This is a genomic window from Tannockella kyphosi (genome assembly GCF_021054785.1).
In the GTDB taxonomy this organism is placed as follows: Bacteria; Bacillota_I; Bacilli_A; order Erysipelotrichales; family Coprobacillaceae; genus Tannockella; species Tannockella kyphosi.
Window position 1 is genome coordinate 1,950,692 of record NZ_CP088239.1, and the last position, 26,048, is coordinate 1,976,739.

Sequence of the window (26,048 nt, forward strand, 5' to 3'; positions counted from 1 at the left end):
ATAGAATGAAAGAGCTATAAACCTTAAGATTAATATTTTATTACGACATTTATTACGACATTTATTACGACATGCGTGTCACATTACTTTCCATCCACCTGATTTATTTGCTCCTACTTTCTCGATAATCCCTTTTTCTTTTAAATCCTTCAATATTCTTTGAACTTGTCTTTGAGAAATCTTTAATTTTTTTGATGCTTCTATTGAAGATATCTTATTGTTTTCTTTTATTAAATTTAACAATTTATCATGGAGTGACTCTTCTTGATATTCTATATTGATAATTAATTCATTTAATGATGATTTTATAATTTCCAACATAAAACGAACAAATTCTGTTGATTCACTTTGAGTATTGGCCGTATTTATTGCTTCATAATAGCCAGATTGTTGGTCATGTATTAGTGATTCAATCGGTAACCATAAAAAAAATTCCTTCCAATCTGCTAATAGAAGAGTATGCCACAATCTTCCCACTCGTCCATTCCCATCTGAAAATGGATGTATAAATTCAAATTCATAATGAAAAATACATGACTTTATTAATGGATGTATTGTTGATTCTTTCATCCAAACAAATAAATCATCCATCAATTGTGGAACATACTGTGGTGGTGTTCCTGCATGGATTAAATGATTCCCATCAAATACACCTACTCCTCCACTACGAAACATTCCGGCTTCTCTAACTAAATCATTCATCATTAATCCATGGGCCTTTAATAAGTCGTGAACTGAATAGGGATCTAGTTTTGTTAAACTATGATATGCTTCATAAGCGTTTTGTACTTCTCTAATATCTTTAGCTGGTCCCAAAACTTTTTTTCCATCTATAATATCACTTACCTGATTAATAGTTAATGAATTTTGTTCAATTGATAAAGAGGAATGGATAGACTGTATTCTATTCTCTCTTCTAAGAACTGGGTTCTTAGAAAGCTGTTGTTTAGATACAAGCACTCCTGTTTGTTCGGCTATTTCTATTACCAAATTTGTAATTTCTTCTGTTATAGTAAAGGGTGATTTATATTTTTCTATCATTTCATATCATCCTTTCTTTTTTTATATTATTTCCAAAACTACTTTTTGCAGTATAAAAACATTTTTTGTAAAAAATTGTTGATTTTGATAAAAACCACTATCTAGCATTAATAACAAGGTATGATACCTATAGCATAAGGAAGTAGAGTTAAAAATAACAACTCCTTCAAGTTAGATGCATGCTTAAATAAATTTTTGATTAGAACTAAATATCACTTATTAGCATATACAAAAATACTTTATCATAAGTATATCACTATATTGTAAACTTAATAAGCATTAGTTCTAATTTAATAGTATACCCTCATACATATAAATGATGTGGGGTAAAATTACCCAACATCATCATGATATTTATTGTTTGATTTCCTTCTGTTTTTTAAAATGCAACAAGAACTAATATACTTATCATCATTAACATTACTTGGTCATGTATTATTGATTCAATCGGTAACCATATTCTCATCGATTAAGATTATCTTACATTCAGCACATCTATAACATTTCACTCTAGCTCCATATTTGAGAAAGTTAAATATTCCTAACTTAATATCATTTTCTTCTACAGCCCAACGACTAGAAAAAGTTTGTTTCTTTTTCTTGTTAGTGGACCAACTTATTACCTCACCTCTTGCTTTAATGTATCCAATTGAAAATAGTTGGTTACAAAAAGGACAATTTTTACGTTTCATAGAATTACTCCTTCTCCATTTAAGTTTTATGACAATTATAACAAAGCGAACCCGACACAGTATGTCTAGTTCAAAAATTTATATTCTCATATTTTATACAATCTCTAATATAAGCAAAATATAAATAATCTCGTGTATAACCTAAGCTCCTTTCGCTTTCTTTTATTTTCCCCAATGAATAGGTTCTTGATGATGTTGTATTAAAAATTCATTTGCTTTACTAAAAGGTTTTGATCCAAAGAATCCTCGATAAGCAGATAGTGGAGAAGGATGTACTGATGTTAAAACACAATGTTTTGTTTGATCAATATATTTTGCTTTTGATATCGCATTTTTGCCCCATAAGATAAATACCATTGGTTTCTCTCTTTGATTACAGGCATCAATAATAGCATCACTAAACTGTTCCCATCCTTTTTTAGCATGCCCATTTGGTGTACTAGCTGGTACTGTAAATACAGTATTCAACAAACAAACACCTTGCCTTGCAAGATAAGTCAAATCCCCATGATCATTTACTTCTTGTTCCATATCACTTTGAACCTCTTTAAATATATTAACTAAACTTGGTGGAATTTTAACTCCTTTTTGAACACTAAACGCTAAACCATGAGCTTGATTAGGACCATGGTAAGGATCTTGTCCTAAAATTAATACTTTTACATCTTCTAATTCACAAATACGAATCGCGTTATAAATATCTTCTCTTTGAGGATAAATTATTTTTTCTTGATATTCTTGATCTAAAAAGATTTGTAACTCTATAAAATATTCTTTTTTAGATTCTACTTCCAATACTTCTTTAAATGTCTTCATGAAATATATACTTTCTAATAGCTTCTGCTACTACACCTTCATTATTATCTGCTTTCGTGACATAGTCACATACTTCTTTTACATCATCTACTGCATTATTAGCAGCTATTGATAAACCTGCTACTTCTAACATAGAAAGATCATTATAATTATCTCCAATTGCTATTGTTTGTTCCATTGGTATATTTAATAACTTTGCAAGTTCTTTTAAACCTTGTCCTTTATGTACTCCTTTTCGATTTATTTCCATATAACGATTAGATGAATAACTAATTGTTACTTTTTCTTTTAATCGATTATCTATTTGTGCTTCTAATGAATGTAAATATTCGATATCTTCACTTTGAAATAGAATTTTACATATCGGTGTATCTTTTAAGAAAGATACATCTTTTTCTTTTTTCTCTACAAATTTAAGTCCTTGTCCTATGAGTCTTTGACGTTCATTATCTTTCATATCATAACCATAAGGTCCTTCAAAAGTACCAATTAAAACACATACATCCTTACCCCATCCAAACTCAGCTAATTCCTTCATAATATCATAATCCAAACCATTAAAAGATAAAACCTTACTCCCTTTATTCTCTGATAGCGATGCTCCATTATAAGAAATAACATACTCATCTTCCACATCATCTAAACCTAATTCTTTCAATACTTTACTAATCTGTGCAAAACCTCTACCTGTAGCTGGTACAAATTTAACACCATACTCTTTACTTGCTTTCATAATAGCTTCTATATTTGCTCTAGGACAAAGATGTTCATTATTTAATAATGTTTCATCCATATCACAAGCAATCAATTTATATTCCATCATTTTCTCCTAACACAAACTTCTCTATTGTTTCCTTTACAGCCCCTTCATAATAATCATGAACCGTAACATAATCACTATTATCTTTCACATCTTGATTCGCATTACTTACAGCCACCCCTAAGCCAGCTGCTTTAATCATTTCTAAATCATTATAGTTATCTCCAATAGCAATCGTTTCTTCTACTTCTATTCCTAAATAATTAGCTAAAAAGCGAAGTGCTGCTCCTTTATCAACACCAGCAGCATTAAATTCTAAATATCTATTTGATGAATAACTAACACTCACATCAAAAGTAGCTATTTCTTTTTGACACTCTTTCTCAATTTGTTTTAAGCAGTCCATATCAGGGTATACATATAATATCTTAACCAATTTTACATCTTTTAAGATTGGTAATTCTTCTTCTTTTAAAATAGTAAAAGGACACTTTTGTGTCGTTTTTCTTTCTACTTCTGATTCAATAGGATGAATCATATAACAGTGATCACTTGAAAACAACAACAATCCTGCTTTAGGATAGCTCTTAATCATAGCCGTTAACTTCTCTGCAAGCTCATAAGTAACTCCTTTAAAATAAAGAATACGATCATTCTTATTTTCAATAATCATTCCCCCATTATAACAAATCGTATACTCTCCCTCTTTTTTCAAAGCATCTAGTTCTTCTAAGATTTCCGTTACCATCATATACCCTCTCCCAGTAGCAGGTACAAACTTCATTCCTTTTTCTCTAGCTTTTTTTATTGCTTCTATGTTCATTGTTGGTACATGATGATTCACTATAAGTGTTTCATCTAAATCTGATAACATTAATTTATACATAATAATCCTCCATTTAGGTCTATTTTAGCACAGGAGTAATAATAATATTGATTTTTTCATAAAAAAAAAGAAGCACAATGATAAGCTTCTTTTCGAATATCAGTATTTATTACGGGAAAACAAACACAATTAAGATATTCGGGACAAGTACATAATAACATATTTGATACCTAAATTACTTTCATATGAAGAAAATAAATTTTCATAATATGAAAATAGCTCTATGTTTCTTCTTTTTACATCCTTCGTGACTTCTTTATCTTTCTATGATATCATTGTCTAAAAGATATTTAAGTGGTTATATCAATATAAATAGATACTATCTAAACAAAATAAAGGAGATTGTATGAAAAGAGTAAATTATAAAAGAGTCTTGCTTGTTGTAGGTTGTTTTTCTTGTTTGGTGGTTAGTACCATCTTTTTAGTATCTCAACTGTTCAGTAATGATACTGATCAAGAAGATATAGAAGAAGATATAGTGGAAGTAGAAGAAGATAATACGGTTTCTTTTTTAGCAGTAGGAGATAATATTGGTCATGATCGAGTAAATGCATATGGTGATATAAATGAAGGAGAGTACGGAGATGGAAGTTATTCTTTTTTACCTTCTTATAGTAATGTTGCTAGTTATATAGAAGAAGCTGATTTGTCTTTTGTGAATCAAGAAACAATTGTTGGTGGTGATGATATTGGAATTTATGGTTATCCTGCTTTTAATACACCTGAACAAATGGCACAAGATTTAGTTAGTTTAGGGTTTGATATTATTAATGGGGCTAGTAATCATACGTGTGACATGGGACTTGCGGCAATTAATTTTACTTGTGAATTATGGCGTCAATTTGAAGAAGTTATTTATGTTGGGGTTTATGATAGTCAAGAAGATGCAGATACGATAAAAACAATAGAAAGAAATGGAATTACTTTTTCTGTTTTAAGCTATACTTATGGAACAAACGGATATACTATTCCCAATGATTATAATGTTTATTTGTTTGATGAAGATAAAATAACAGCAGATGTTGCAAAGGCAAAAGAAGTAAGTGATGTTGTGATTGTTTCATGTCATTGGGGAACTGAAAGTGTGTATGATATTACAGATACGCAAGAACAGTATGCTCAATTATTAGCTGATTTAGAAGTTGATTTGGTGTTGGGTCATCATGCTCATATTATTCAATCTGTAGAATGGGTAGAAGGTGTCAATGGAAATGAAACATTGGTTGCTTATGGTTTAGGGAATTTCCTTAGTACAATGGAGACATTAGATACTCAATTAGAAGGAATGTTATCATTGGATTTTGTAAAGACGGATGATGATGTAGTGATTGAAAATGTAGAATGGATTTCTTTAGTGAATCATTTTGAAGATGGTTTTGAAACAGCAGCTCCAACAGTTTATTTATTAAGTGAATATAGTGAAGAATTACGTCAAGAACATTATGTATTAAGTGATTATCCAGATGCATTAGAATACTTTGAAGAAAAAACAGCAGAAATAATGTCAAATATATCAATAAGAGAGTAGGTAAAATATGAAAATTAGATTTGATCGAATTATACTTGTATTATTTATTTGTAGTGGTATTTTAGCAGGAGGATATTACTTCCTAACATCCTCTAATCTGGAAGAAGCAGAAATAGAGGAAGAAATAGAAGAAGAACCTGCTAATGAGTTTGCAGTATTATCTTATTATCATGAAGAGTTATTAGATGATTATATTGCTTATCAAGAAGCAAATAGTGATTATAGTTTGGAAGATATTGTAACGCATGTAAATATGGGAATCGATGAACCTTTCTATACAAGTGAAGCAATCTTAGTAGAAGATCCTTATGCAATCGATGTCTTAGTTAATAAAGTATATTGTTTTCCAGATGACTTTGTCCCTGAAGATCTAGTATATGTGGATGATTATCGTGATCAACAAATGTGTGAAGAAGCAGCTCTTGCTTTTCAAGCATTAAATGAAGCTTGTCAAGAAGAAGGATTTACAATCTATGCTTATAGTGCTTATCGTTCTATTAGTTGGCAACAACAAATTTATGATAATATGGTAAGTATATATGGAGAAGAGCGTACGAATCAAACTGTATCGAAAGCAACACAGAGTGAGCATCATACTGGATTAGCTGTTGATGTGAGCATTGATGGTTGTGATTATAATTATTGTCATGAAAGTGAGTATTATGATACTTTTTATGATTTATTAGAGGATTATGGATTTATTCTTCGTTATCCAGAAGGTTGTGAAGATTTAACAGGATATACTTATGAATCTTGGCATATTCGTTATTTGGGTGTTGATTTAGCAAAAGAAGTAGTAGCGTCTGGTTTAACTTATGATGAGTTTGTTGCAAGACAATAATAAAATTTATAGTAGGAATTTTTATCAAAGTCGTTTATAATGTCTTTATCGTATTAAAAAAGGAGCGTATCTATGGAACAACTTTCTATTATTTTACCTGTTATTGTATTTTTAGCATTCTCTTGGGTTACTTATGTAACTATTTCCCTATTTTGGGCTATTAGAAAATCAAAAAAATCAGATAAAACATTAGTTCTTGCTTTATCAAAAAAAGGGAAAATATTTTATGGGGTAATGATTACGATACAAGTAGTTTTACTTTTCGTAAGTGCTTATTTCTTTGTTGCTTATTTGTTAGAGGGAGATACAAATACTGCAGCACTATTCTTAAATATTTTAACTGTTTTCTCTATTGGTTCTTGTTATTTGTTACAACAAATTATTTATGTAGGAAATCGTCAAATGTTGATAGGGAAGGTTATATTAGATTATCGTAAAGTAAAAAGGGTTACTTATGAAAAAGATAACACATTACATTTTACATACGGACAACGTACTTATCACACATCATTACGCTTTATTAACCGTGATATATTAAAGCGTTCATTACAAAAATGTCGCTAGCAAGTAGATAATCTACTTGCTTTTATTTTTTTAAAATTGTGCTATAATCAATGAAAAGAGGTGGATTATGAAAACAAAATTTGAAGTAACAGGAATGACATGTGCTGCCTGTGTCAGCCATGTTGAAAAAGCTATTAAACCATTAGATGGTGTACAAGAGGTACAAATAAACTTATTACAAAATAATATGTATGTAGAATATAATGAAGATATCTTACAAGCAGCTGCTATTTGTCAAGCAGTTCAAAAAGCTGGTTATCAAGCAGATTATGGTGCAGTAAAGAAAACAGAAATAAAAACAAAAGATACAATGAAACAAAGATTAATTCTATCTTATCTTTTTTTAATTCCTTTGATGTATGTTTCAATGGGACATATGTTGGGAGCTCCTTTACCTAGCTTTTTAGAAGGTACCCAAAATGCAGTATCTTTTGCATTAACTCAAATGTTATTAGCGTTACCTATTTTATATGTAAATAGAAAGATATTTAAGAATGGTTTTAAGGCTTTATTCCATCTTATGCCTAATATGGATTCTTTAATTGCTATTGGATCTAGTGCCGCCTTTATTTATGGTGTCTTTGCAATATATCGTATTGGTTATGGATTAGGTACATTAAATTATGATCTTGTTACTAGTTATCATATGGACTTGTATTTTGAATCTTCTGCAACCATTCTTGCTTTAATTACAACTGGTAAATATCTGGAAAGTCGTTCAAAACAAAAAACAACAGACGCTATTAGTAAACTATTAAATCTTGTACCACCTACTGCTACTATTTTAAAAGATGGTAAAGAAGTACAAATCCCTGTTGAATCCTTACAAATCAATGATATTTTTATCATTCGTTCAGGTCAAAGTATTCCTGTAGATGGCAATGTAGTCGAAGGAAGTTGTACTGTAGATGAATCTGCTTTAACTGGTGAAAGTATGCCTGTTTTTAAACAAACTGGTGATAATGTTATGAGTGGTTCAATGAATAAAACAGGTTTTATTCATTGTTGTGCTACTAAGGTTGGTAATGATACAACTATTTCAAAGATTATTGAATTAGTAGAACAAGCTGCAGCTTCTAAAGCTCCCATTTCTAAACTTGCTGATAAAATAGCTGCTGTCTTTGTACCTGTTGTTATTACTATTTCTATCCTTAGTTTTATTACTTGGTTATCCCTTGGATATCCTTTAGAAACAGCTATTTCTTTTGCTATTTGTGTTTTAGTTATTTCTTGTCCTTGTGCTTTAGGTTTAGCTACTCCTACTGCTATTATGGTTGGTACTGGGGTTGGTGCTAAAAATGGTATTTTAATTAAGTCTGCTCAAAGTTTAGAAATAGCTCATCAAGTAACAACGATTGTATTTGATAAAACTGGAACTATTACCAAAGGGAAACCTCAAGTAACGGATGTGGATACTAAAATAGAACAAGAAGAATTCTTAAGAATAATGGCAAGTCTTGAAAGACTTTCTGAACATCCTCTAGCAAGTGCAATATTAGAATATTATCCGAATACTGATCATTATTATCAAGTACAAGATTTTAAAGTTTATCTAGGACAAGGTATTATTGGTACTATCCATGATCAACCTATTATTATTGGTAATAGTCATTTATTAGAAGAACATCATATAATGAATACTTATGTTGATAAAGCTGAGGTTCTATCAAATGATGCAAAGACTGTTTTATATATGGCTATAAATAATGAATTAGTTGGAATTATTGCTGTTAGTGATCCTATTAAAGAAACTAGTAAAGAAGCGATTGAAAAACTAGAAGCAATGGGATTAGAAATAGTCATGTTAACAGGAGATAACTTACAAACTGCTACTTCTATACAGAAAAAACTAAATATTGATAAAGTAATTGCACAAGTACTTCCTCAAGATAAAGAAAGTCATATTCGTTCATTGCAAAAAGAAGGAAAGATTGTTGCTATGGTAGGAGATGGTATTAATGATGCTCCTGCATTAGTTAGTAGTGATGTCGGTATTGCAATTGGTGCTGGTAGTGATATTGCTATTGATTCTGCTGATATCGTATTAATGAAAAGTGATTTATTAGACTGTGTTACTGCTATTAAGCTAAGTAAAGCAGTTATTAAAAATATAAAAGAAAACTTGTTTTGGGCATTCTTCTATAATACATTAGGAATTCCTCTAGCTGCAGGTTGTTTCTATCTAAGCTTTGGATGGAAACTAAACCCAATGTTTGGTGCTGCTGCAATGAGTTGTAGTTCTATCTTTGTAGTAAGTAATGCATTAAGACTACGTTTCTTTCAAACAAACAAGAAGGGAGAGGTTGTTGTGATGAAAAAAGAAATGGTAATAGAAGGAATGATGTGTTCTCACTGTACAGGTCGTGTTGATAAAGCATTAAACGGACTTGTTGGTGTCCAAGCTACAGTTAGCTTAGAAGATAAAAAAGCATATCTTACTCTTGAACAAGATATTGATGACACACTATTAAAAAGTGTTGTAGAAGATGCCGGTTATAAAGTAATTTCTATTCAATAAAAAGAATCCTCTTAGCTTTTGCTAAGAGGATTTTATTTACTAAATTGACTTTGATATAGTTTGGCATAATACCCATTTTGTTGTAATAATACATGATGATTACCTTGTTCAATGATCTTACCTTGATCCATAACTAAAATACTATCAGCATTCTTAATTGTTGATAAACGATGTGCTACAATAAAACTTGTTTTACCTTTCATCATTGTATCAATTGCTTGTTGTATTTGTATTTCTGTTCTTGTATCAATTGAACTAGTTGCTTCATCTAGTATCAACATTGGTGGATTTACAAGCATTACTCTAGCAATACATAATAATTGCTTTTGTCCTTTGGAAAGATTCCCACCATCTTCTTCTAACATCGTATCATAACCATCTGGTAAAGACATAATAAACTTATGTACTCTTGCTTTATTAGCAGCATCAATAATTTCTTTTTCCGTTGCATTTTGTTTACCATAAGCTATATTTTCTTTTACAGTACCTTTAAAAATCCAAGAATCTTGTAATACCATTCCAAAACATTGACGAATCGTATCACGAGAAAGATCTTTTATGTTTATATCATGAAGATAAATAGATCCTCCATTTAATTCATAGAAATCCATTAATAAATTAATTAATGTTGTTTTTCCACATCCTGTTTTCCCTACAATGGCAATAGATTGTCCAGCTTGGACATCTATTGACATATCTTCTATAAAAGCAACATCCTCTTGATAAGAAAAAGATACTTTATCCAATCTTACCTTTCCATTTTGTTGTTTAGAAACTAAGTCTTTTTTCTCTACTTCTTCTATTTCTTCTATTAACTCATATACTCTTTCAAAAGCAGTTAACGCTAATTGCATTTCACTCATAACTGATGATATTTCATTAAATGGCTTTGTATATTGATTAGCGTATGTTAAGAAACTAGATAACATTCCAACACTGAACGTTCCACGAATAACTGCTAAAGCTCCAAATACACCTACTGCATTATAAACAAAACTATTCATAAAACGTGTTGTTGGGTTAATAACTGCTCCATAGAATTGGGATATTACCCCACTTTGATGCATTTCTTGATTTAATTCTTCATATACTTCTTGATCTATCTTTTCATATCCTAACATTTGAATAGTATCTAAATTCGTAATCATTTCATTAACATACCCTGTCATTTTCCCTCTAATAGCAAGTTGTGTTTGGAAATAACGATGAGTTCTTTTTACAATAAAACCAGCTACAAATAAAGATAAAGGTGTTAATACAATAACAATACAAGCAATAGAAAATTGAATATAACATAAGATAATAATAGTTCCAACAATTGTCATTATCCCTGTAAATAAACTAGTAAAACTTTGTAATAAACCTTGTGATACTACTTCAATATCATTTGTTACCTTACTAGCAATAGTACCATGCATATTTTGATCAATATATTTTAATGGTAATAGATGAAGTTTTTGATAACTTTGATTACGCATATCTCTTGTTATTTGATATGTTAATTTATTTGTTACTCTTGCTAATATCCATTGAGCTATACTTCCTATTAAAACAACACTTAATAAAATCATTAGTTTTTGAACTAACAAATCATAATCAATAGCAGTTGATGTTATTAAAACATCAATACTATTACCTATTAAGATTGGTACTAATAATGAGGCTAAAGAAGAAAGAAAAGCAAATACAAATAATAGAACTACTAAATAATGATAAGGACTTGTATATTTTAATAGGCGTAAGATTGTTTGTTTTTTCATTTATTCGTCCCCCTTACTTTGGGTAGCATAAATTTCTTGATAAATAGAACATGTTTTTAATAATTGTTCATGACTATCATAGCCTACTACTTGTCCATGTGATAATACTAGTATTCTACTAGCATGTTGTAAGGAACTGATTCGTTGGGAGATAATAATGGTTGTTGTTTGTTTTTTTTGTAGAGCTATTCTTAGATTACGATCTGTAATTGCATCTAGGGCACTAGCACTATCATCAAAGATAAATAGTTTTGGTTTTTTAATAATTGCTTGCGCAATTGTTAATCGTTGTTTTTGACCACCAGATAAGTTCTTACCAGCTTCTTCTATTTGTTTATCTAAACCATCTTTATTTAATAATTCTTTTCCTTGAGCTTGCTCTATTGCTTGTTCCATTTCTTGAAATGTTGCTTGAGGATTTGCAATCTTTAAGTTATGTGCAATTGTACCTGTAAAGAGTCTTGCATTTTGCATAACATAACCAATGTTTTTACGTAATGAAGCTATTGTTAATGTACTAATCTCTTTTCCATCGATATAAATAGTACCTATTTGATTTTCATAATAACGTCCTATTAGGTTAGCTATGGTTGTTTTACCAGATCCCGTACCACCAATAATACCTATCGTTTCCCCTTGTTTTACTTCAAAACTAACATCTTCTAATACTTCTTTTTTATGATAAGCAAAACTAACATGATCAAAACGAACAACACTTTGATTATCTTGCCATTCTTTTGTTCCAGAATCTTGAATCTTAGAAGTTGTTGCTAATACTTCTTTAATACGATTATATCCTGCATAAGCACGATGATAAATGCCTATTACATTTGTTAAGACGACTAACGCTAATAATATTTGAGTCATATAATTCACTAAAGCAACAATATCTCCTTGAGATAATGTTCCTATTTTTATATAGGTACCTCCTTGATAAATAATAAGTATAATACAAACATTCACAATTAAAAAAGTAAAAGGATTCATATAAGCTTGTAAATTACCTACTATTATTTGTAAAGAATATTGTTTATCTGTTGCTTCTTTGAACTTAGTAGTTTCTTTTGTTTGCATAGAAAAAGCACGGATAACACGGATTCCTGCTAAAGTTTCCCTTACTGATAACGTAATACGATCAAAGATTATTTGTAATTGACTATAGTATTTAATAGAACAAAAGGAAATAAGAAACATAACTAACGCTAATCCTATTCCTCCTATTATAAAAATCATTGTTAATTCACCACTAATAATATAAGCACAAACAAGAGAACCTATAATTAAAAATGGTGCTCTAGAAGTTAACCGTATTGTCATCGCAATCGCTAATTGAATTTGAATAATATCATTTGTTAGTCTTGCAACCAATGTAGGAGAACCTAGTTCATCTAAAGAACTCCAATCTAACGTATGAATATGTTGATACAAATCCTTACGTATTGCTGTTCCTACACTTTGTGAAGTAATCGAAGCATTGTATTGACACACCATGGCACAACAGTACCCTAATACAGCAAACAATACTAACATTCCTCCATAATAATATACTGCTTCCATATCTTGTTGATATATACCTTCATCAATGATTTTAGCCATAATAATAGGTATCATTAATTCTAAAGCTGCTTCTGTTATTTTAAAAACAAAACCAACACTAGCAGGTATTTTATATGGTTTTATATATTTCCATAAATACATACAATCCCTCCTTAAACACAAACATATATTTTTCTTTCAAAAGAAACAAACTCCGTTTTCTTTACAACACAATACGATTCTATTTCAAAACCAACATCTAATAACTCTTTATCCATATAATCATAACTAATCAATATTAACTTATCCGCTATTTTTCTAGCACTCCTTAAAATAGAACATTGTTCTTCATGAGTAATAGGTGTATATAAATTATACGGTATATCAATAATCGCACAATCATACTTTACATCAATTTGTTCTATTGCACTTCTTTGTACAATCTCCGGATCATATCCAAAATAAATTAAATTCTTTCTTGCCTTAAAAGATATCTCTTTAGAAATATCATATCCCTTCATCTCATACCCTAATGACAAAGCTTCTAAAACAACGGATCCCATCCCACAACAAGGGTCTACTAAAGAAATATGCATATCATTTCTACCAGCTATATTTACTACTGTTCTAGCCAAACGTAAATCTAAGGCATTAGAAAAAGTATATGGCTTTTTAAAATATTTTTGCCAACTTGGAACCCCATGATAATAATACCCAAATATCCATTCATCTCCTAGCTTTGTAATAGCTAGTGTATGATCTTGTTCCCGCATTAAGTTTTTACCTTCTATGCATTTACTAACTTGGTTACACCAAGTTAGTGTTTCTTGATAATCTTCATGATTCTGTTCATTCTTTAAGTATATTACTTTATATGAGCTATACTGATATTTTATTTGTTTTATTTTTTCTAATAAAACATCAAAATCACTGTCCTTATGGTATACATCTATCTTTGCTTTAATAAAGATAGATGTATCACAAGGAATATTGTTTTTTGTTAAAAGGACCTTACTTTTTAATGTTTGACAAAATAAGTATTTTCCTTCTAGTATCCATAAGTCCTTTTGAGCAGGAGGATAGTTAAATGTGTAGACGTATTCCATATTTTCCTCCTTCTTTTTGCTTATCATTCTACCATGTTCTCTTAAAAAAAGGAACCTATATCAAAATAACTTGCCTTAATATATCACTTATTGTATAGTACTAACAGGAGGTACATATGGCCTATTTAAAAACATTATCTTTAAATCAAAAAATAATCCTACTTATGTTTGCATCATTATGCTTACCATACTATTTATTAGTTCCTATCCAAGTAGGTATTTTATTATATGTTTTATTTACCAAACAATATTCAAAATTGTTACATAGTTATAATTTATTTTTCTATATTTTCTTAGTTATTATTATTGCAACCTCTTGTTATTACCGTAATTTATATGGGTTAGTTGGATGTTTTGCTTTCTTTTTAATTTTTTCTTTAGCTTTTTTTTACCAACAAAATATTGATCGTAAGTTATTTGAAGTTGGTATTTGTATATTAATTGGTGTTTCTTTTATTTGGGGGATTGTTAGTATATTCCAATATGCAGAGATATTAAGTAATCATGATATTAGTGGGTTTGTATTTCAAGTATTTGCTAAGCCAGAGGATCGTGTTTTTGGTTCTGTTTATAACGCTAATTATTATGCTAGTTGTTTAGAGATTATTATGTTAATGATTGCTTATAAGTTTGTTACTACTAAGAGTGTCAAGATGAAGTGTTTCTATATGTTTAGTTTTTTATGGAATTTAGTTTTTTTGATTCTTTGTGCTTGTAGAAGTGCTTGGATTTCTCTACCGATAGCTTTAATTGTTTTCTTTTTCTTAAATAAAAATCATAGAGAAAATATATATTTATGTCTTACTTGTTTATGTGTAGGTATTTATTTCTTATTTAATCCTGAACAAATACCTAGAATTAATAATTTAGAGAGTAATTATGGTGTTCGTGAATTAATATGGGTTACTGCAATGAAGGGTATTATGGATCATCCATTCTTTGGACAAGGACCTTTTACTTATATGAGGATATATGAGATTTATGGTGGTCATGCTACGGAACATGCTCATAGTTTATATTTAGAGCCTTTATTATCTTATGGTATTATTGGTTGTATTCCTTTATTAACTTATTTTATTTTTCTTTTTAGAAAAGTAATGTTATTTTATCAAACACATCGTACTGTGATTGCTCTTGTATTAGCTGGTGCAATTACAACCATTATCCATGGGGTTACTGATTATTCTGTATTCTTCTTACACTCAGGGCTTATCTTATTAATGTTAATATTATCTTATCCAATTTTAGAAGGCGAATAGCCTTCTTTTAATTTTGGACATTGTGATGAACTGTATAACTATCACTATCTAACGTATCAAAATAATATCCTTGTTCTAAGTAATATTCTATAATTGTAGGTAATGCCTCGACTGTTGTTGTTTTGCTAGTGCTATCATGCATTAATAAGTTAATATTCTTTGCACTACTTTTAGTCGAAGCTTCGATAATTTGCTCAACATCTAGTGTTGATGCATTCGCATCATCACTAGATACATTCCAATCAAAATAAGTAAATCCCTTTTCTTCCACTTCTTGGGTTAATATACTCATAATATCTTCACTATAATTTTTAGAAACCGTATTAGAAGATCCTCCTGGGAAACGTAAAATAGTCGAATAGCTACCTGTGTATTCATAAACAATTTCATTCATTTTATTTATATCTTCAAAAAAAGCATCTACACTTTCATAAATAGTACGATAACTATGGCTATAGGTATGTACTCCTATTGAATGACCTGCTAAATAAGCTTCTTCTATTAAATAAAAATAATTACTATTTTGTCCTGCTACAAAAAAGGTTGCTTGGATATCATATTCTTCTAATATTTCTAATATATCTATTGTATTACTAGAAGGTCCATCATCAAAGGTTAAGTAAATAGTTTTATCACTTGTTATTATTACTTCTCTTGTTAATACGGTTGTATTTCCTTGGTTATCTTTAGCAATATATTCAATTTCATAACTACCAGTATGATTTATATCTACTTGGCTTGTATCTATTTCAATAATAGGATTATTATCATAATCATCTGTGACATAGATTCCTTGCATATAATCTATTTCTTCATAGACTAAACTTTGGATAGGATCTACTGATTCTATGATTGGTGCTATTTTGTCTTCTACTACTTCTATTTGTACACTACATTCTGTTTGATTCCCATATTCATCTTCTACAATTAACATAATGGTATGGTATCCTAGTGTATCTAATTGATAATCTTCTAGAAAAGCTACGGTTGTAAAAGAATCATCTTCTACTGATTCTATTAGTTGATTGGGAGATAGTTCACTATCTAATAAAAAGACATCTGATTTAGTTTGTACTTGTGGTGGTACTTTATCTACAACATGGACTACAATAGGATACTCTTTTTCTTCTACCGTATATACTACTTCATAACTACCCAAACTAGTTATATCTAGTTGTTTTTTGTTGATAGAAATAGTTATGTTATTCGTTACACTCTTGATGTTTTTTATAAAATCATATTCTTCATTTATTTGAATCTCTATTTCTTTTTCATGAAAAGTAATGTTATCTTTTTGATAAAATCCTAATAATCCTGAAAAAATAATACACATCACTATACTTGCATATATCTTCTTCATAGCACACCTCTATTCTAGTATGTCTGTTATTTTGAAAATAATGTAAAAAAGACTCGCTTCAAACGAATCTTTTTTATAAAGAGATTTATAGAATATATTTTTCTGTAAATTTACTAGCTGGCATTGGTCTATGAATATAATATCCTTGGACATAATCACAACCACTATTCTTTAAAAAGACAATGTTTTCTTCTGTTTCAACACCTTCACAAACTACCTTTAAATCAATATTATGTGCCATTGCAATAACACTAGTTAAAATATCTGGCATATTTGTAGTATCTAGTTTATTTAAAAATTCTCGATCTAATTTTAAGATATTTAATGGTAATTCTGCTAATAATGTAATATTCGAATATCCTGCACCAAAATCATCCATTGTAATTGTAATACCTTTGTTTGATAATGTATTTAATTTTGATATCGTCGCACTTTCAATTTGACTAAGGGATGTTTCTGTCATTTCAATTTCTAAAGCAGATGGATCTACTTCATATTTATGGATAATATGATTAAACTTATCAAGGAAATCTTCTTCATCTAATGTTACTCTAGAAAAATTAATCGCTATTTTGAAATGTTGCTTCATTAGATTATTTTCTACAAGATAAATACATACCTCTTCTAACATATAATAATCTAACAAAGAAATTAGTTTTTTATCTTCATATAACTTAATAAATTCATTCGGATAAATAATATGTCCTCTTTGAGGTTCCCATCGAACTAATGCTTCTGCTGAAGATACAATCATAGATTGTAAATTTAATTGTGGTTGTAAGTACATCTTAAATTCTTTATTTTTAATAGCTTCTTCTAAACGAGATGTATACTCATCTTCTAAACGTAACCTTGTAACAAAAGACTCATCATACCAAATAACTCCATTCAGTCCTGTTGTTTTTGCATAAGAATGTGCAAGATTTACTTTTGATAAAATAGAATATGTTTCTTCTTTATCATCACTAATAGCATAAGCACTAAAAATAAATTCTATTTGTTGGGAAATTAAAGCTAGTCCAGATTGCAAAAGCTTTTCTCTTAAACAAGTATCAAGAACTGTAATAATATCCTCTTTATTTTCAACGAACAGTTTAAAATTATCTCCATTTATACGCCCACAAATGCCATTTTCCCCACAACATTCTAATAAAGTATCCCCAACACCTTTTAATATCCTATCTGCAAAAGCATGATCATATCGATGATTATAAACTTTAAAATTAACAATATCGATACCTATTAATATGAACTCCTTGCTATCTCGAGATTTAAGCTTATCCTCCATCTTATTCATAAACCCTATCTGTGAATAAATATTCGTAATAGGATCATAGTTTGTCTTCTTAATAAGTTCACGTCTATTTCGATAAAATTGGTAAAAGAATAAACAAATAGTAATAACAAAAGAAATAGAAAATATTGTAAAGAATTGTTCTAGTTCTTCTTCCGCTACTTCTTCTACATAGTGCACTAAATCATCAGCAGCCTGATAGTGTTCTTTACTTAATTCATATAAATAATCATAATCTCCACTTATCCTAAAGTTTTCAATTTCCAACTTAATTTCTGACCACAACTCATTAATAGCTACTAACTGTTCTTGATACCCATTGTCATCTTCCCCAAAAGAATTAAAACCTTGCGAAGCCTCTATCAAATCTGTTATAACCGTATCTACATAATCTATTAACTCTTCATCTTGGTTACCCAAAGTTTCTCCCAGTATTACTTTTTGAGTACACCCTCTTACAACACCTGTATAGTTAACAATATGTTCATCTCCATACATTCTATATAAAGCAGAAAGTAAAACAACAAGAAACAATGCCCATACCAATGTATAAAAATGAAATATTTTTTTATTATCTTTCATTTATATTACCTCACCCTTATATGATTTACACGCTACAAGAATTATAACACAAAAACCTTATACCCTTCCATTTTTTAGCACCTGATTTGATAAATCATGTACAAGGTATTTTGCCATAATAAAAGTAGCAATATGTCTCCATATTACTACTGCATCATTTTTATAAAGTAGATCCAAAATCACAAATTAATGATTGCCCTGTAATTGGTTTTGCTTCATCACTAGCCAAGAACAATGCTACATTTGCAACATCACTTGCCATACAAGGAGATACACTTAAATCATTATGTTTCATCATCGCACCCATTACTTGCATATCTAAACTTGCACGATCAATATTCATTGTCATTGGAGTAATGATTGTCCCTGGACAAATTGCATTACATCTAATTTTACTAGCTGCATATACTAGTGCTGTATGTTTGGTAATTCCTAACATTGCTGCTTTACTAGCAACATAAGCAGCTCCACCTGTTCCATATGCACCAGCAACAGAATCAATATTAACAATGGATGCCCCTTCTTGCATATATGCTAGAGCTTCTCTCATGCAATACATTGTTCCTTTTGTATTAATATCTAAAACTCTGTCTAAATCGTCAGTTTCAAAACTAGCGATACCTAATAGGTTTTTATCTAATACCCCTGCATTATTTACTAAAATATCAATAGCTCCAAATGTTTCTTTTGCTTGAGCCATCAAATTTTTAACATCTTCTTGATTTGAAATATCAGTAGGAACACATAATACTTTTTGACCTAATGATTCAATTTTATCCGCAACTGCCTGTAAAGGTTCTACTCTTCTTGCACTAATTACAACACTTGCACCTTCGCTTGCAAATAACTCTGCAATCGCAGCTCCAACACCTGAATTAGCACCTGTAATAACTGCTACTTTTCCTTCTAATCTCATACTTTTTCTCCCATCTATTCTATGTTTTCTTATTATTATACTAACACCAATACTATATCCTGTAAAGGAATGGATCCTAATTAGTTATGTACCATTCTTTACTATAAAAAAAGACTCTTTTATATAGAGTCTTCTCTTTCTATTCGTTCTTCTTTTAAAATAGTATATAACATTGTACTTTCATCTTTTAAAACATGTTCTTTTAATAGATTTACTTGTACTACTAGTTTTGTTCTACCAAACTCTATTTCAATGATATCACCTATCTTTAATTTAGTAGATGGTTTTGCAACTTTATCATTTACTTTTACACGTTGGCTTTCACTTATTTCTTTTGATAATGTTCTTCTTTTAATAATACGTGATACTTTTAGAAATTTATCTAAACGCATTATTCCATTACCTCGGTAATAGCAGGAACTACTTGTTTTTTACGTGATATAATACCTGTTAACGTAGCTTGACTTGATTGTAATTTAATATGGAATGCATTTTCTACTAATTCAGGACGTGGTCCTGCAACAAAGATTTCACTATTTCCATTAATAATATCGGTTAATAATAATAATGTGAATTCTAAATCATTATTCTTTGCTTCTTTTTCCATATACGCTAACATTTCTTCTTTAAAAGGCATAAATCCTTCAATATCCATTGAATTAACTTGTGCTACTCCAACAGTTTTTTTATCAAAATTAAAACGTTTATAATCTTGATGGAATATTTCATCTACTGATTTTCCAACTAAAGAAGTACCTGCTTTAAACATATCTATTCCAAATGTATAAATATCAACACCTGCAATCTTCGCTAATTCTTTTGCTATCTTTGTATCCGTAGGAGTACATGTAGGAGACTTAAATAATAAAGTATCTGAAATAATTGCTCCTAATAATAATCCTGCAATATCTTGTGGTATTTCCACACTATTTTCTTTATAACATTTAGTAACAATCGTAGCAGTACATCCTACTGGTTCTCCTCTAAATAATAATGGAGAAATAGTTTGAATATCAGCTACACGATGATGATCAATAATCTCTAAAATATCTGCTTCTTCAATACCATGAATTGATTGTCCTCTTTCATTATGATCTACTAAAATAACCTTTTTACGAAGTCCTTTTAATAATGCATATCTCGATACACTACCAACACAATGATTATTTAAATCAACTACTGGATAACTACGATAACGAGTTTGAGACATAATATCTTTCATGTATTCTACTGTATCATCCACACTAAAAGTCATTAAGTTTCCTTTTTGCATGATATGTGCTACTGGTAATGCTTGTACAATTTGTTGTGAAGTTAAATAGGTATTAAAAGAAGTAGAAACAATACTAATTCCTTCTTGTTTTAATTGTTCTAACATATCTAAATCTACAGAAAGTGATCCAGTTAAAATAACTAAAGAAGGTTTAGAGAGTATTAATGATTCTAATGCTTCATCACGATCCCCTCCTACAATAACAATATCTCCTTCTTTAATACGTTTACGAGCTTCTTGTCCACGCATAGCAGCAATGTGGATTTCCCCTTGTACCGTTCTTAAATTAGGTTCTAAATAAATTACTTTTGCTTCTAAAGTATCAATTATATTTTCTATTGGTGTGTGTGCTTCTTTTAGAATATTACTATCCCATTTTTCCATATAACCTTCAATCATATTTGATGTTGATAACAAACCTAATAAATGTCCTGTTTCACTTACAATTGGTGCTGACTTTAAACTTTGTTGTTTCATTAAAGACCAAGCTGTTTTCATTGTTAGTTCTTTTGAAAACATTGTCATCTTATCATAGTTTAAATCTTCTACTTTTTGTTTTACTGTTTTTAATAAAACAGGTGTTTCTACATTAAAATATTTTAAGATGTATTCTGTTTCTCTACTTACATCTCCTATTCTAACAGGCACTGCTATATATCTTTTAATCTCATTCATTAAATAACTATATCCAATAGCAGAACAAATCGAGTCGCTATCTGGATTACGATGTCCACTTACATAAACTAATTCTTCCATTCCTATCTCCTATTTATCATTCTTTTTTAAATATCTATAAATTGTTGGTTCTGATACAGCTAATTTATCAGCTACTAAACCTATTGATCCTTTTACTTTAAAAGTACCTTTTTCTTGTAGATATTTTACTACTTTTATTTTTTCATCTACATTTAAACGTTCTGGTAAAAAATAAGGTGGGAATCCCATAACTTCTAAACTTTCTTTAATATATAAATCAATCATTTCTTCTAATGGTGAAGATAAAATAGCTACTGGATTATCCATTTTAAATTCAATATCACTTTCTTCTTTAATACCTAATATTTTTTGTATTGTTGTTGTTAGGTATTCAAAGTCAGAAATATTTACATTAACACATAACATCCCTATTGGCATTTCTTTATCTTCTTCTTTAATAAAGTAAGTTGCTGCCTTCATTAATTTTCCATCTGATCCTACTGTTTTGTAATTAATAACATGATCATGATCTAAATATTGTTTTTCATCTAAATAATGCATTGATAAATTAGATAATTTAGCCCCTATTTCTCTTCCTGAATTATGGTTATTAGCGATTGCTACTACTTCTTGTTCTTTCGATGTTAAATCATGCAAAGCTACCTCAACATTATCTCCTAGTGCTGCTCCTAGAAATTCTACGATCTTTACATATGGCTTTAGTCCTTCATACATTTCACTCACACTCCTTGTTAAGCTATTATACATCAAACTTTTGTTTTTTTCCACCTTTTTTATCATGATAATAAACTCTTATAATATTCTAATTATTGCTTTCTTTATTTGATAGTTCTATAATATTTATAGTTTTTAAAAAGGAGGTTTTTATGTTATTTTCTTTTGGTTTATTATTTATTGGTGGGCTTTTAGCTGGTAAGTTTTTTAATATGCTTAAGTTACCTAGTTTAATTGGGATGTTGCTTGTTGGTATTTTATTAGGACCTTCGATGTTACAATTATTAGATGATTCTTTGTTAGCTATTTCTAGTGATTTACGTGAATTAGCGTTAGTAATTATTTTAACTAGAGCTGGTTTAAATCTAGATGTATCTGCATTAAAGAAAGTGGGTCGTCCTGCCTTCTTATTATGTTTTGTTCCTGCTTGTTTTGAGATTGTTGGAACTTTATTAGTGGCACCTATTCTTTTAGATTTTACTATGATGGAAGCTTTGTTACTGGGAACTGTCTTAGCTGCAGTATCTCCTGCTGTAGTAGTACCTAGAATGTTAAAGTTAATGGATAATGGATATGGTTCTAATAAGAATATTCCTCAAATGGTGATGGCTGGTGGGGCTGTAGATGATGTTTTTGTTATTATTTTATTTACTGCTACTTTATCTTTATTATCTACTGGTTCTTTTGATACAAGTATTTTTTTAACAATTCCTCTTTCTATTGTTTTAGGAATTGGAGTGGGTGTCGTTGTTGGACATCTTGTTATTTACTTTTTTCATCATTTTCAAGTACATGATATTTCGAAAGTATTGATTTTGTTATCAATTAGTTTTTTATTACTTACTTTAGAAGACTATTGTACTGGTATTATTACTTTTTCAGCTTTGTTATCTATTATGACAATGGGTGTTACAATTAATTTTAAGGATAATGTTTTAGCTAAACAACTTTCTGTTCCTTTTGGTTCTTTATGGTTTGTTGCTGAAATTTGGTTATTTGTTTTAGTTGGTGCTTGTGTTGATATTCAATTAGCGTTGAATGCAGGTTTAATTGCTTTTGTTTTATTAGTTATCATTCAATTATTCCGTATGCTTGGTGTATCCGTTGCAGTATTAAAAACCAATCTAAACAAGAAAGAAAGACTTTTTGTAGCTTTTAGCTATATGCCAAAAGCTACAGTACAAGCAGCTATTGGAGCATTGCCTTTGGCAGCAGGGTTAGATTGTGGAGCAATGATTTTAACAATTGCTGTATTAGCTATTTTGTTTACTGCTCCTATTGGAGCAATTCTAATTGATCGTTTGTATCCTGTTTTGTTAGTGAAGGGGGAGTAGTATGAATTATAAAGTTGCATCACTAGATGATGTTGATTTACTTATTGACTTACGTATACAACAACTAATAGATGAAGGTAGTACTTATCAACCTATTGAAAGTCAATTAAAAGAATATTTTACATCTATATTACAAGCCAATAATCTTTATCAAATCATTGTCTATGACAATGAAAAAGCAATAGCTTGTGGTGGTTTTATTGTTTATGCATTTCCTCCAGGATATAATAATCCTAGTGGGTTAAAAGCATATATTTGTAATGTTTATACTCATCAAGATTATCGCAGACAAGGGATTTGCAAGAATATTTTAGATAAGTTATGTTTAGAAATAAAAGATCGTGGTATTAAAAAAGTTTGGTTAAATGCTTCTACAAAAGGAATGCCTGTTTATTTTAAATATGGTTTTGTAGATAACCATGAATGGTTAGATTTTGAGATAGAACGATGAGTCCTATTAATACTTATTCAGGAATTCTTTTTGACCCTTTGGACTGTAAAGATGAAGATATTCAATTAGTAGATATTGCTCATGCATTATCTTTATTATGTCGGGGGAATGGTCATGTTTGTTTCTTTTATAGTGTTGGTCAACATTGTATTTATTGTTACCATGAAGCAAAAAAGAGAAATTATTCGAACGCTGTTCAACTTGCATGTTTATTACATGACGCTAATGAAGCATATATTTCTGATTTACCACGACCTATTAAAAAAATAATACCGGAACATAAACAACTAGAAGATAAGTTACAAAATCAAATATTTAATAAATTTCTAACTAGATCATTAACTCTAGAAGAAAGTACTCAGGTTTTTGATATCGATGATACTGTATTATCTTATGAATTTGTTCATCTAATGCCTCAAATAAAAAACAATGAATATCCTAGTTTACTTCATAGAGAAGTACTTTCTTTTCAACATCCTTTGGATGTTGAAAATGAATTTTTATCTATTGCTAGTGAATTATTAAAAAACACGCTTGATTAATCAAACGTGTTTTTATTTATATTTTTAATGGTTACAAAATAATAACATAATAAGACAAGCCATGTTGATATCCATGATATTGGATAAGATAAATATAAAGTATCCAATGTTGGTGATTGTGCAAATACAGTAAATATCCAAATAATTCTAAAACCACATATTCCCATTAAAGAGATAATCATTGGTCCCATAGATTTTCCTAATCCACGAAGCATACCTGAAGTAACATCCATTAAACCAAAGAAGAAGTAAAATGTTGCACACACGCTTAGACGTTTGATACCGATAGCTATTGCAGCAGTATCTGTTGTATATAAACCAATAAATTGATTATCAAATAATAAGAATGTTCTACTAAAAATCATTGCTACTGCAAATACAAGTAAAGATCCACAAATCAAGTTCTTTCGAATACGATCATAATTTTTAGCTCCTCTATTTTGTCCAGAGAAGGTGATTGCAGATTGTGTTACGCTAGTAGTTGCCGCATGCATAAACCCTTCTAAACTAGCAGAAGCTGCATTACCAGCCATTACAATAGAACCAAATCCATTGACAGATGATTGTATTACTACATTAGATAAAGAAAAACAAGAACTTTGAATACCTGCAGGAAGTCCAATACGAATAATTTGTAATGCTTGTGCTTTATGTATTTTTATCTTGTTCATTGTTAATTGCAAGGAACCTTCTTGATTTAATAAACATCTTAAAATTAATATCACTGATACTGCTTGTGAAATAATAGTAGCCAGTGCAACACCTGCAACATCCATTTTAAAATTAATAACAAATACTAAATTCAAAACAACATTCACAATTCCTGAAAACCCTAAGTATTGTAATGGTCTTTTTGTATCTCCTACTGCTCTTAAAATAGCAGCACTAAAGTTATATACTAAATTAAAAGGCATTCCAACAAAGATAATACGCATATATGTTGTTGCTTGTACAATAACATCATCTGGTGTAGACATCCATTCTAATAAATAGGGACATGCAATATAACCAAAGACAACTAAGAAAATCCCTCCAATAATTGCTAACGCTATTCCTGTATGTACTGTTTTTTGTACATTGGCATCATCTTTACGACCATAATAAGTAGCTGTTGTAACACTAACCCCGATTGATAATCCAATAAAGATATTAATAATAAGGTTCGTTAAAGCTCCTGTAGATCCTACTGCAGATAATGCAGTAGTACCTGCATATCTTCCTACTACAATGACATCTACTGCATTATATAAAAGCTGTAAAACACCTGTAAACATCAAAGGAATAATGAATTTTATTTGTTTTGTTATGATAGACCCTGTTGTCATATCTATTTCATTCTTTTTTGTACTTGCTCCCATTTTTATCTCTTTTCCCCAATTTATAATACAAGGATTATAGCACAAAAATGATGAAGATAGTTATTTTTTTATATTGTGTAAACACATTCAAAAAATAATCCTTCTCTTTTCTAAAAAAAACTCCCCTAAGGAAGTCTAATTATTTAATTCATCTTTCATCAATAGCTTTGTCTACTGTTTATCATGTTATAAACAGTAAC

The 26,048-nt window shown here is 29.7% G+C and carries 23 protein-coding genes; 8 read left to right on the forward strand and 15 right to left on the reverse strand.

Annotated features, from left to right (window positions below; translation table 11 throughout):
* Positions 1 to 78: 78 nt before the first annotated feature.
* The 5 genes from LRR82_RS09485 to LRR82_RS09505 all read right to left on the reverse strand — a co-directional run bounded on the left by LRR82_RS09485 (position 79) and on the right by LRR82_RS09505 (position 4,195).
* A complete protein-coding gene (locus tag LRR82_RS09485) occupies positions 79 to 1,041 on the reverse strand; it encodes a Fic family protein (protein ID WP_249029189.1) in 963 nt (320 codons plus the stop codon).
* 443 nt (positions 1,042 to 1,484) lie between these two features.
* Entirely contained in the window at positions 1,485 to 1,733 is a 249-nt protein-coding gene (locus tag LRR82_RS09490) for a PF20097 family protein (protein WP_249029190.1), read from the reverse strand.
* 162 nt (positions 1,734 to 1,895) lie between these two features.
* The gene (locus LRR82_RS09495) at positions 1,896 to 2,549 is read right to left on the reverse strand and encodes a uracil-DNA glycosylase (protein ID WP_249029191.1); all 654 of its coding nucleotides are present in this window, start codon (positions 2,547 to 2,549) and stop codon (positions 1,896 to 1,898) included.
* Positions 2,536 to 3,369, reverse strand: a complete 834-nt coding sequence (locus tag LRR82_RS09500) for a Cof-type HAD-IIB family hydrolase (protein WP_249029192.1) — start codon at positions 3,367 to 3,369, stop codon at positions 2,536 to 2,538. The genes LRR82_RS09495 and LRR82_RS09500 overlap by 14 nt, the downstream gene beginning before the upstream one ends.
* Positions 3,359 to 4,195: a Cof-type HAD-IIB family hydrolase gene (locus LRR82_RS09505; protein WP_249029193.1), complete on the reverse strand. Its 837-nt coding sequence runs from the start codon at positions 4,193 to 4,195 to the stop codon at positions 3,359 to 3,361. Before LRR82_RS09505 ends, LRR82_RS09500 begins: the two co-directional genes overlap by 11 nt.
* A gap of 346 nt (positions 4,196 to 4,541) precedes the next feature.
* Between LRR82_RS09505 and LRR82_RS09510 the strand changes: the two genes are divergently transcribed.
* The 4 genes from LRR82_RS09510 to LRR82_RS09525 all read left to right on the forward strand — a co-directional run bounded on the left by LRR82_RS09510 (position 4,542) and on the right by LRR82_RS09525 (position 9,646).
* Positions 4,542 to 5,723, forward strand: coding sequence for a CapA family protein (locus tag LRR82_RS09510; protein WP_249029194.1), 1,182 nt, complete (start codon positions 4,542 to 4,544; stop codon positions 5,721 to 5,723).
* Between the two features lie 7 nt (positions 5,724 to 5,730).
* Entirely contained in the window at positions 5,731 to 6,564 is an 834-nt protein-coding gene (locus LRR82_RS09515) for a M15 family metallopeptidase (protein ID WP_249029195.1), read from the forward strand.
* Between the two features lie 72 nt (positions 6,565 to 6,636).
* Positions 6,637 to 7,128: a hypothetical protein gene (locus LRR82_RS09520; protein ID WP_249029196.1), complete on the forward strand. Its 492-nt coding sequence runs from the start codon at positions 6,637 to 6,639 to the stop codon at positions 7,126 to 7,128.
* A 67-nt stretch (positions 7,129 to 7,195) separates the two neighbouring features.
* Positions 7,196 to 9,646: a heavy metal translocating P-type ATPase gene (locus LRR82_RS09525; protein WP_249029197.1), complete on the forward strand. Its 2,451-nt coding sequence runs from the start codon at positions 7,196 to 7,198 to the stop codon at positions 9,644 to 9,646.
* Between the two features lie 32 nt (positions 9,647 to 9,678).
* Here LRR82_RS09525 and LRR82_RS09530 read toward each other — a convergent pair whose 3' ends face one another.
* The 3 genes from LRR82_RS09530 to LRR82_RS09540 are packed head-to-tail and all read right to left on the reverse strand — an operon-like array spanning position 9,679 to position 14,048.
* On the reverse strand, positions 9,679 to 11,406 hold the full coding sequence (locus LRR82_RS09530) for an ABC transporter ATP-binding protein (RefSeq protein WP_249029198.1): 1,728 nt from the start codon (positions 11,404 to 11,406) through the stop codon (positions 9,679 to 9,681).
* Positions 11,407 to 13,104: an ABC transporter ATP-binding protein gene (locus LRR82_RS09535; RefSeq protein WP_249029199.1), complete on the reverse strand. Its 1,698-nt coding sequence runs from the start codon at positions 13,102 to 13,104 to the stop codon at positions 11,407 to 11,409.
* A gap of 11 nt (positions 13,105 to 13,115) precedes the next feature.
* Positions 13,116 to 14,048 carry a TRM11 family SAM-dependent methyltransferase gene (locus tag LRR82_RS09540; protein ID WP_249029200.1) on the reverse strand — a complete coding sequence of 311 codons (933 nt, stop codon included), beginning with the start codon at positions 14,046 to 14,048 and terminating at the stop codon, positions 13,116 to 13,118.
* 116 nt (positions 14,049 to 14,164) lie between these two features.
* On the opposite strand from LRR82_RS09540, the gene LRR82_RS09545 reads away from it, so the two are divergent.
* Positions 14,165 to 15,307: an O-antigen ligase family protein gene (locus tag LRR82_RS09545; protein WP_249029201.1), complete on the forward strand. Its 1,143-nt coding sequence runs from the start codon at positions 14,165 to 14,167 to the stop codon at positions 15,305 to 15,307.
* A gap of 7 nt (positions 15,308 to 15,314) precedes the next feature.
* Here LRR82_RS09545 and LRR82_RS09550 read toward each other — a convergent pair whose 3' ends face one another.
* The 6 genes from LRR82_RS09550 to LRR82_RS09575 form a co-directional block, all read right to left on the reverse strand.
* Positions 15,315 to 16,667 carry a polysaccharide deacetylase gene (locus tag LRR82_RS09550; protein WP_249029202.1) on the reverse strand — a complete coding sequence of 451 codons (1,353 nt, stop codon included), beginning with the start codon at positions 16,665 to 16,667 and terminating at the stop codon, positions 15,315 to 15,317.
* Between the two features lie 85 nt (positions 16,668 to 16,752).
* Positions 16,753 to 18,543, reverse strand: a complete 1,791-nt coding sequence (locus LRR82_RS09555) for a GGDEF domain-containing phosphodiesterase (RefSeq protein ID WP_249029203.1) — start codon at positions 18,541 to 18,543, stop codon at positions 16,753 to 16,755.
* 160 nt (positions 18,544 to 18,703) lie between these two features.
* Positions 18,704 to 19,459 (reverse strand): SDR family NAD(P)-dependent oxidoreductase, encoded by a 756-nt coding sequence (locus LRR82_RS09560; protein WP_249029204.1) that lies wholly within the window; start codon positions 19,457 to 19,459, stop codon positions 18,704 to 18,706.
* A gap of 119 nt (positions 19,460 to 19,578) precedes the next feature.
* Positions 19,579 to 19,851 (reverse strand): RNA-binding S4 domain-containing protein, encoded by a 273-nt coding sequence (locus LRR82_RS09565; protein ID WP_249029205.1) that lies wholly within the window; start codon positions 19,849 to 19,851, stop codon positions 19,579 to 19,581.
* Positions 19,851 to 21,488 (reverse strand): putative manganese-dependent inorganic diphosphatase, encoded by a 1,638-nt coding sequence (locus LRR82_RS09570; RefSeq protein ID WP_249029206.1) that lies wholly within the window; start codon positions 21,486 to 21,488, stop codon positions 19,851 to 19,853. Before LRR82_RS09570 ends, LRR82_RS09565 begins: the two co-directional genes overlap by 1 nt.
* 9 nt (positions 21,489 to 21,497) lie before the next feature.
* A complete protein-coding gene (locus LRR82_RS09575) occupies positions 21,498 to 22,163 on the reverse strand; it encodes a helix-turn-helix transcriptional regulator (protein ID WP_249029207.1) in 666 nt (221 codons plus the stop codon).
* A 152-nt stretch (positions 22,164 to 22,315) separates the two neighbouring features.
* On the opposite strand from LRR82_RS09575, the gene LRR82_RS09580 reads away from it, so the two are divergent.
* From LRR82_RS09580 to LRR82_RS09590, 3 genes are read left to right on the forward strand one after another with little or no spacing between them, the layout of a single operon-like run.
* Positions 22,316 to 23,497, forward strand: a complete 1,182-nt coding sequence (locus LRR82_RS09580; RefSeq protein ID WP_249029208.1) for a cation:proton antiporter — start codon at positions 22,316 to 22,318, stop codon at positions 23,495 to 23,497.
* A gap of 1 nt (position 23,498) precedes the next feature.
* Positions 23,499 to 23,948 (forward strand): GNAT family N-acetyltransferase, encoded by a 450-nt coding sequence (locus LRR82_RS09585; RefSeq protein WP_249029209.1) that lies wholly within the window; start codon positions 23,499 to 23,501, stop codon positions 23,946 to 23,948.
* Positions 23,945 to 24,490, forward strand: a complete 546-nt coding sequence (locus tag LRR82_RS09590) for a phosphohydrolase (protein WP_249029210.1) — start codon at positions 23,945 to 23,947, stop codon at positions 24,488 to 24,490. Before LRR82_RS09585 ends, LRR82_RS09590 begins: the two co-directional genes overlap by 4 nt.
* On the opposite strand, the gene LRR82_RS09595 is transcribed toward LRR82_RS09590, so the two are convergent.
* Entirely contained in the window at positions 24,487 to 25,848 is a 1,362-nt protein-coding gene (locus LRR82_RS09595) for an MATE family efflux transporter (protein ID WP_249029211.1), read from the reverse strand. The two genes, LRR82_RS09590 and LRR82_RS09595, sit on opposite strands and share 4 nt — an antisense overlap.
* Positions 25,849 to 26,048: the final 200 nt, after the last annotated feature.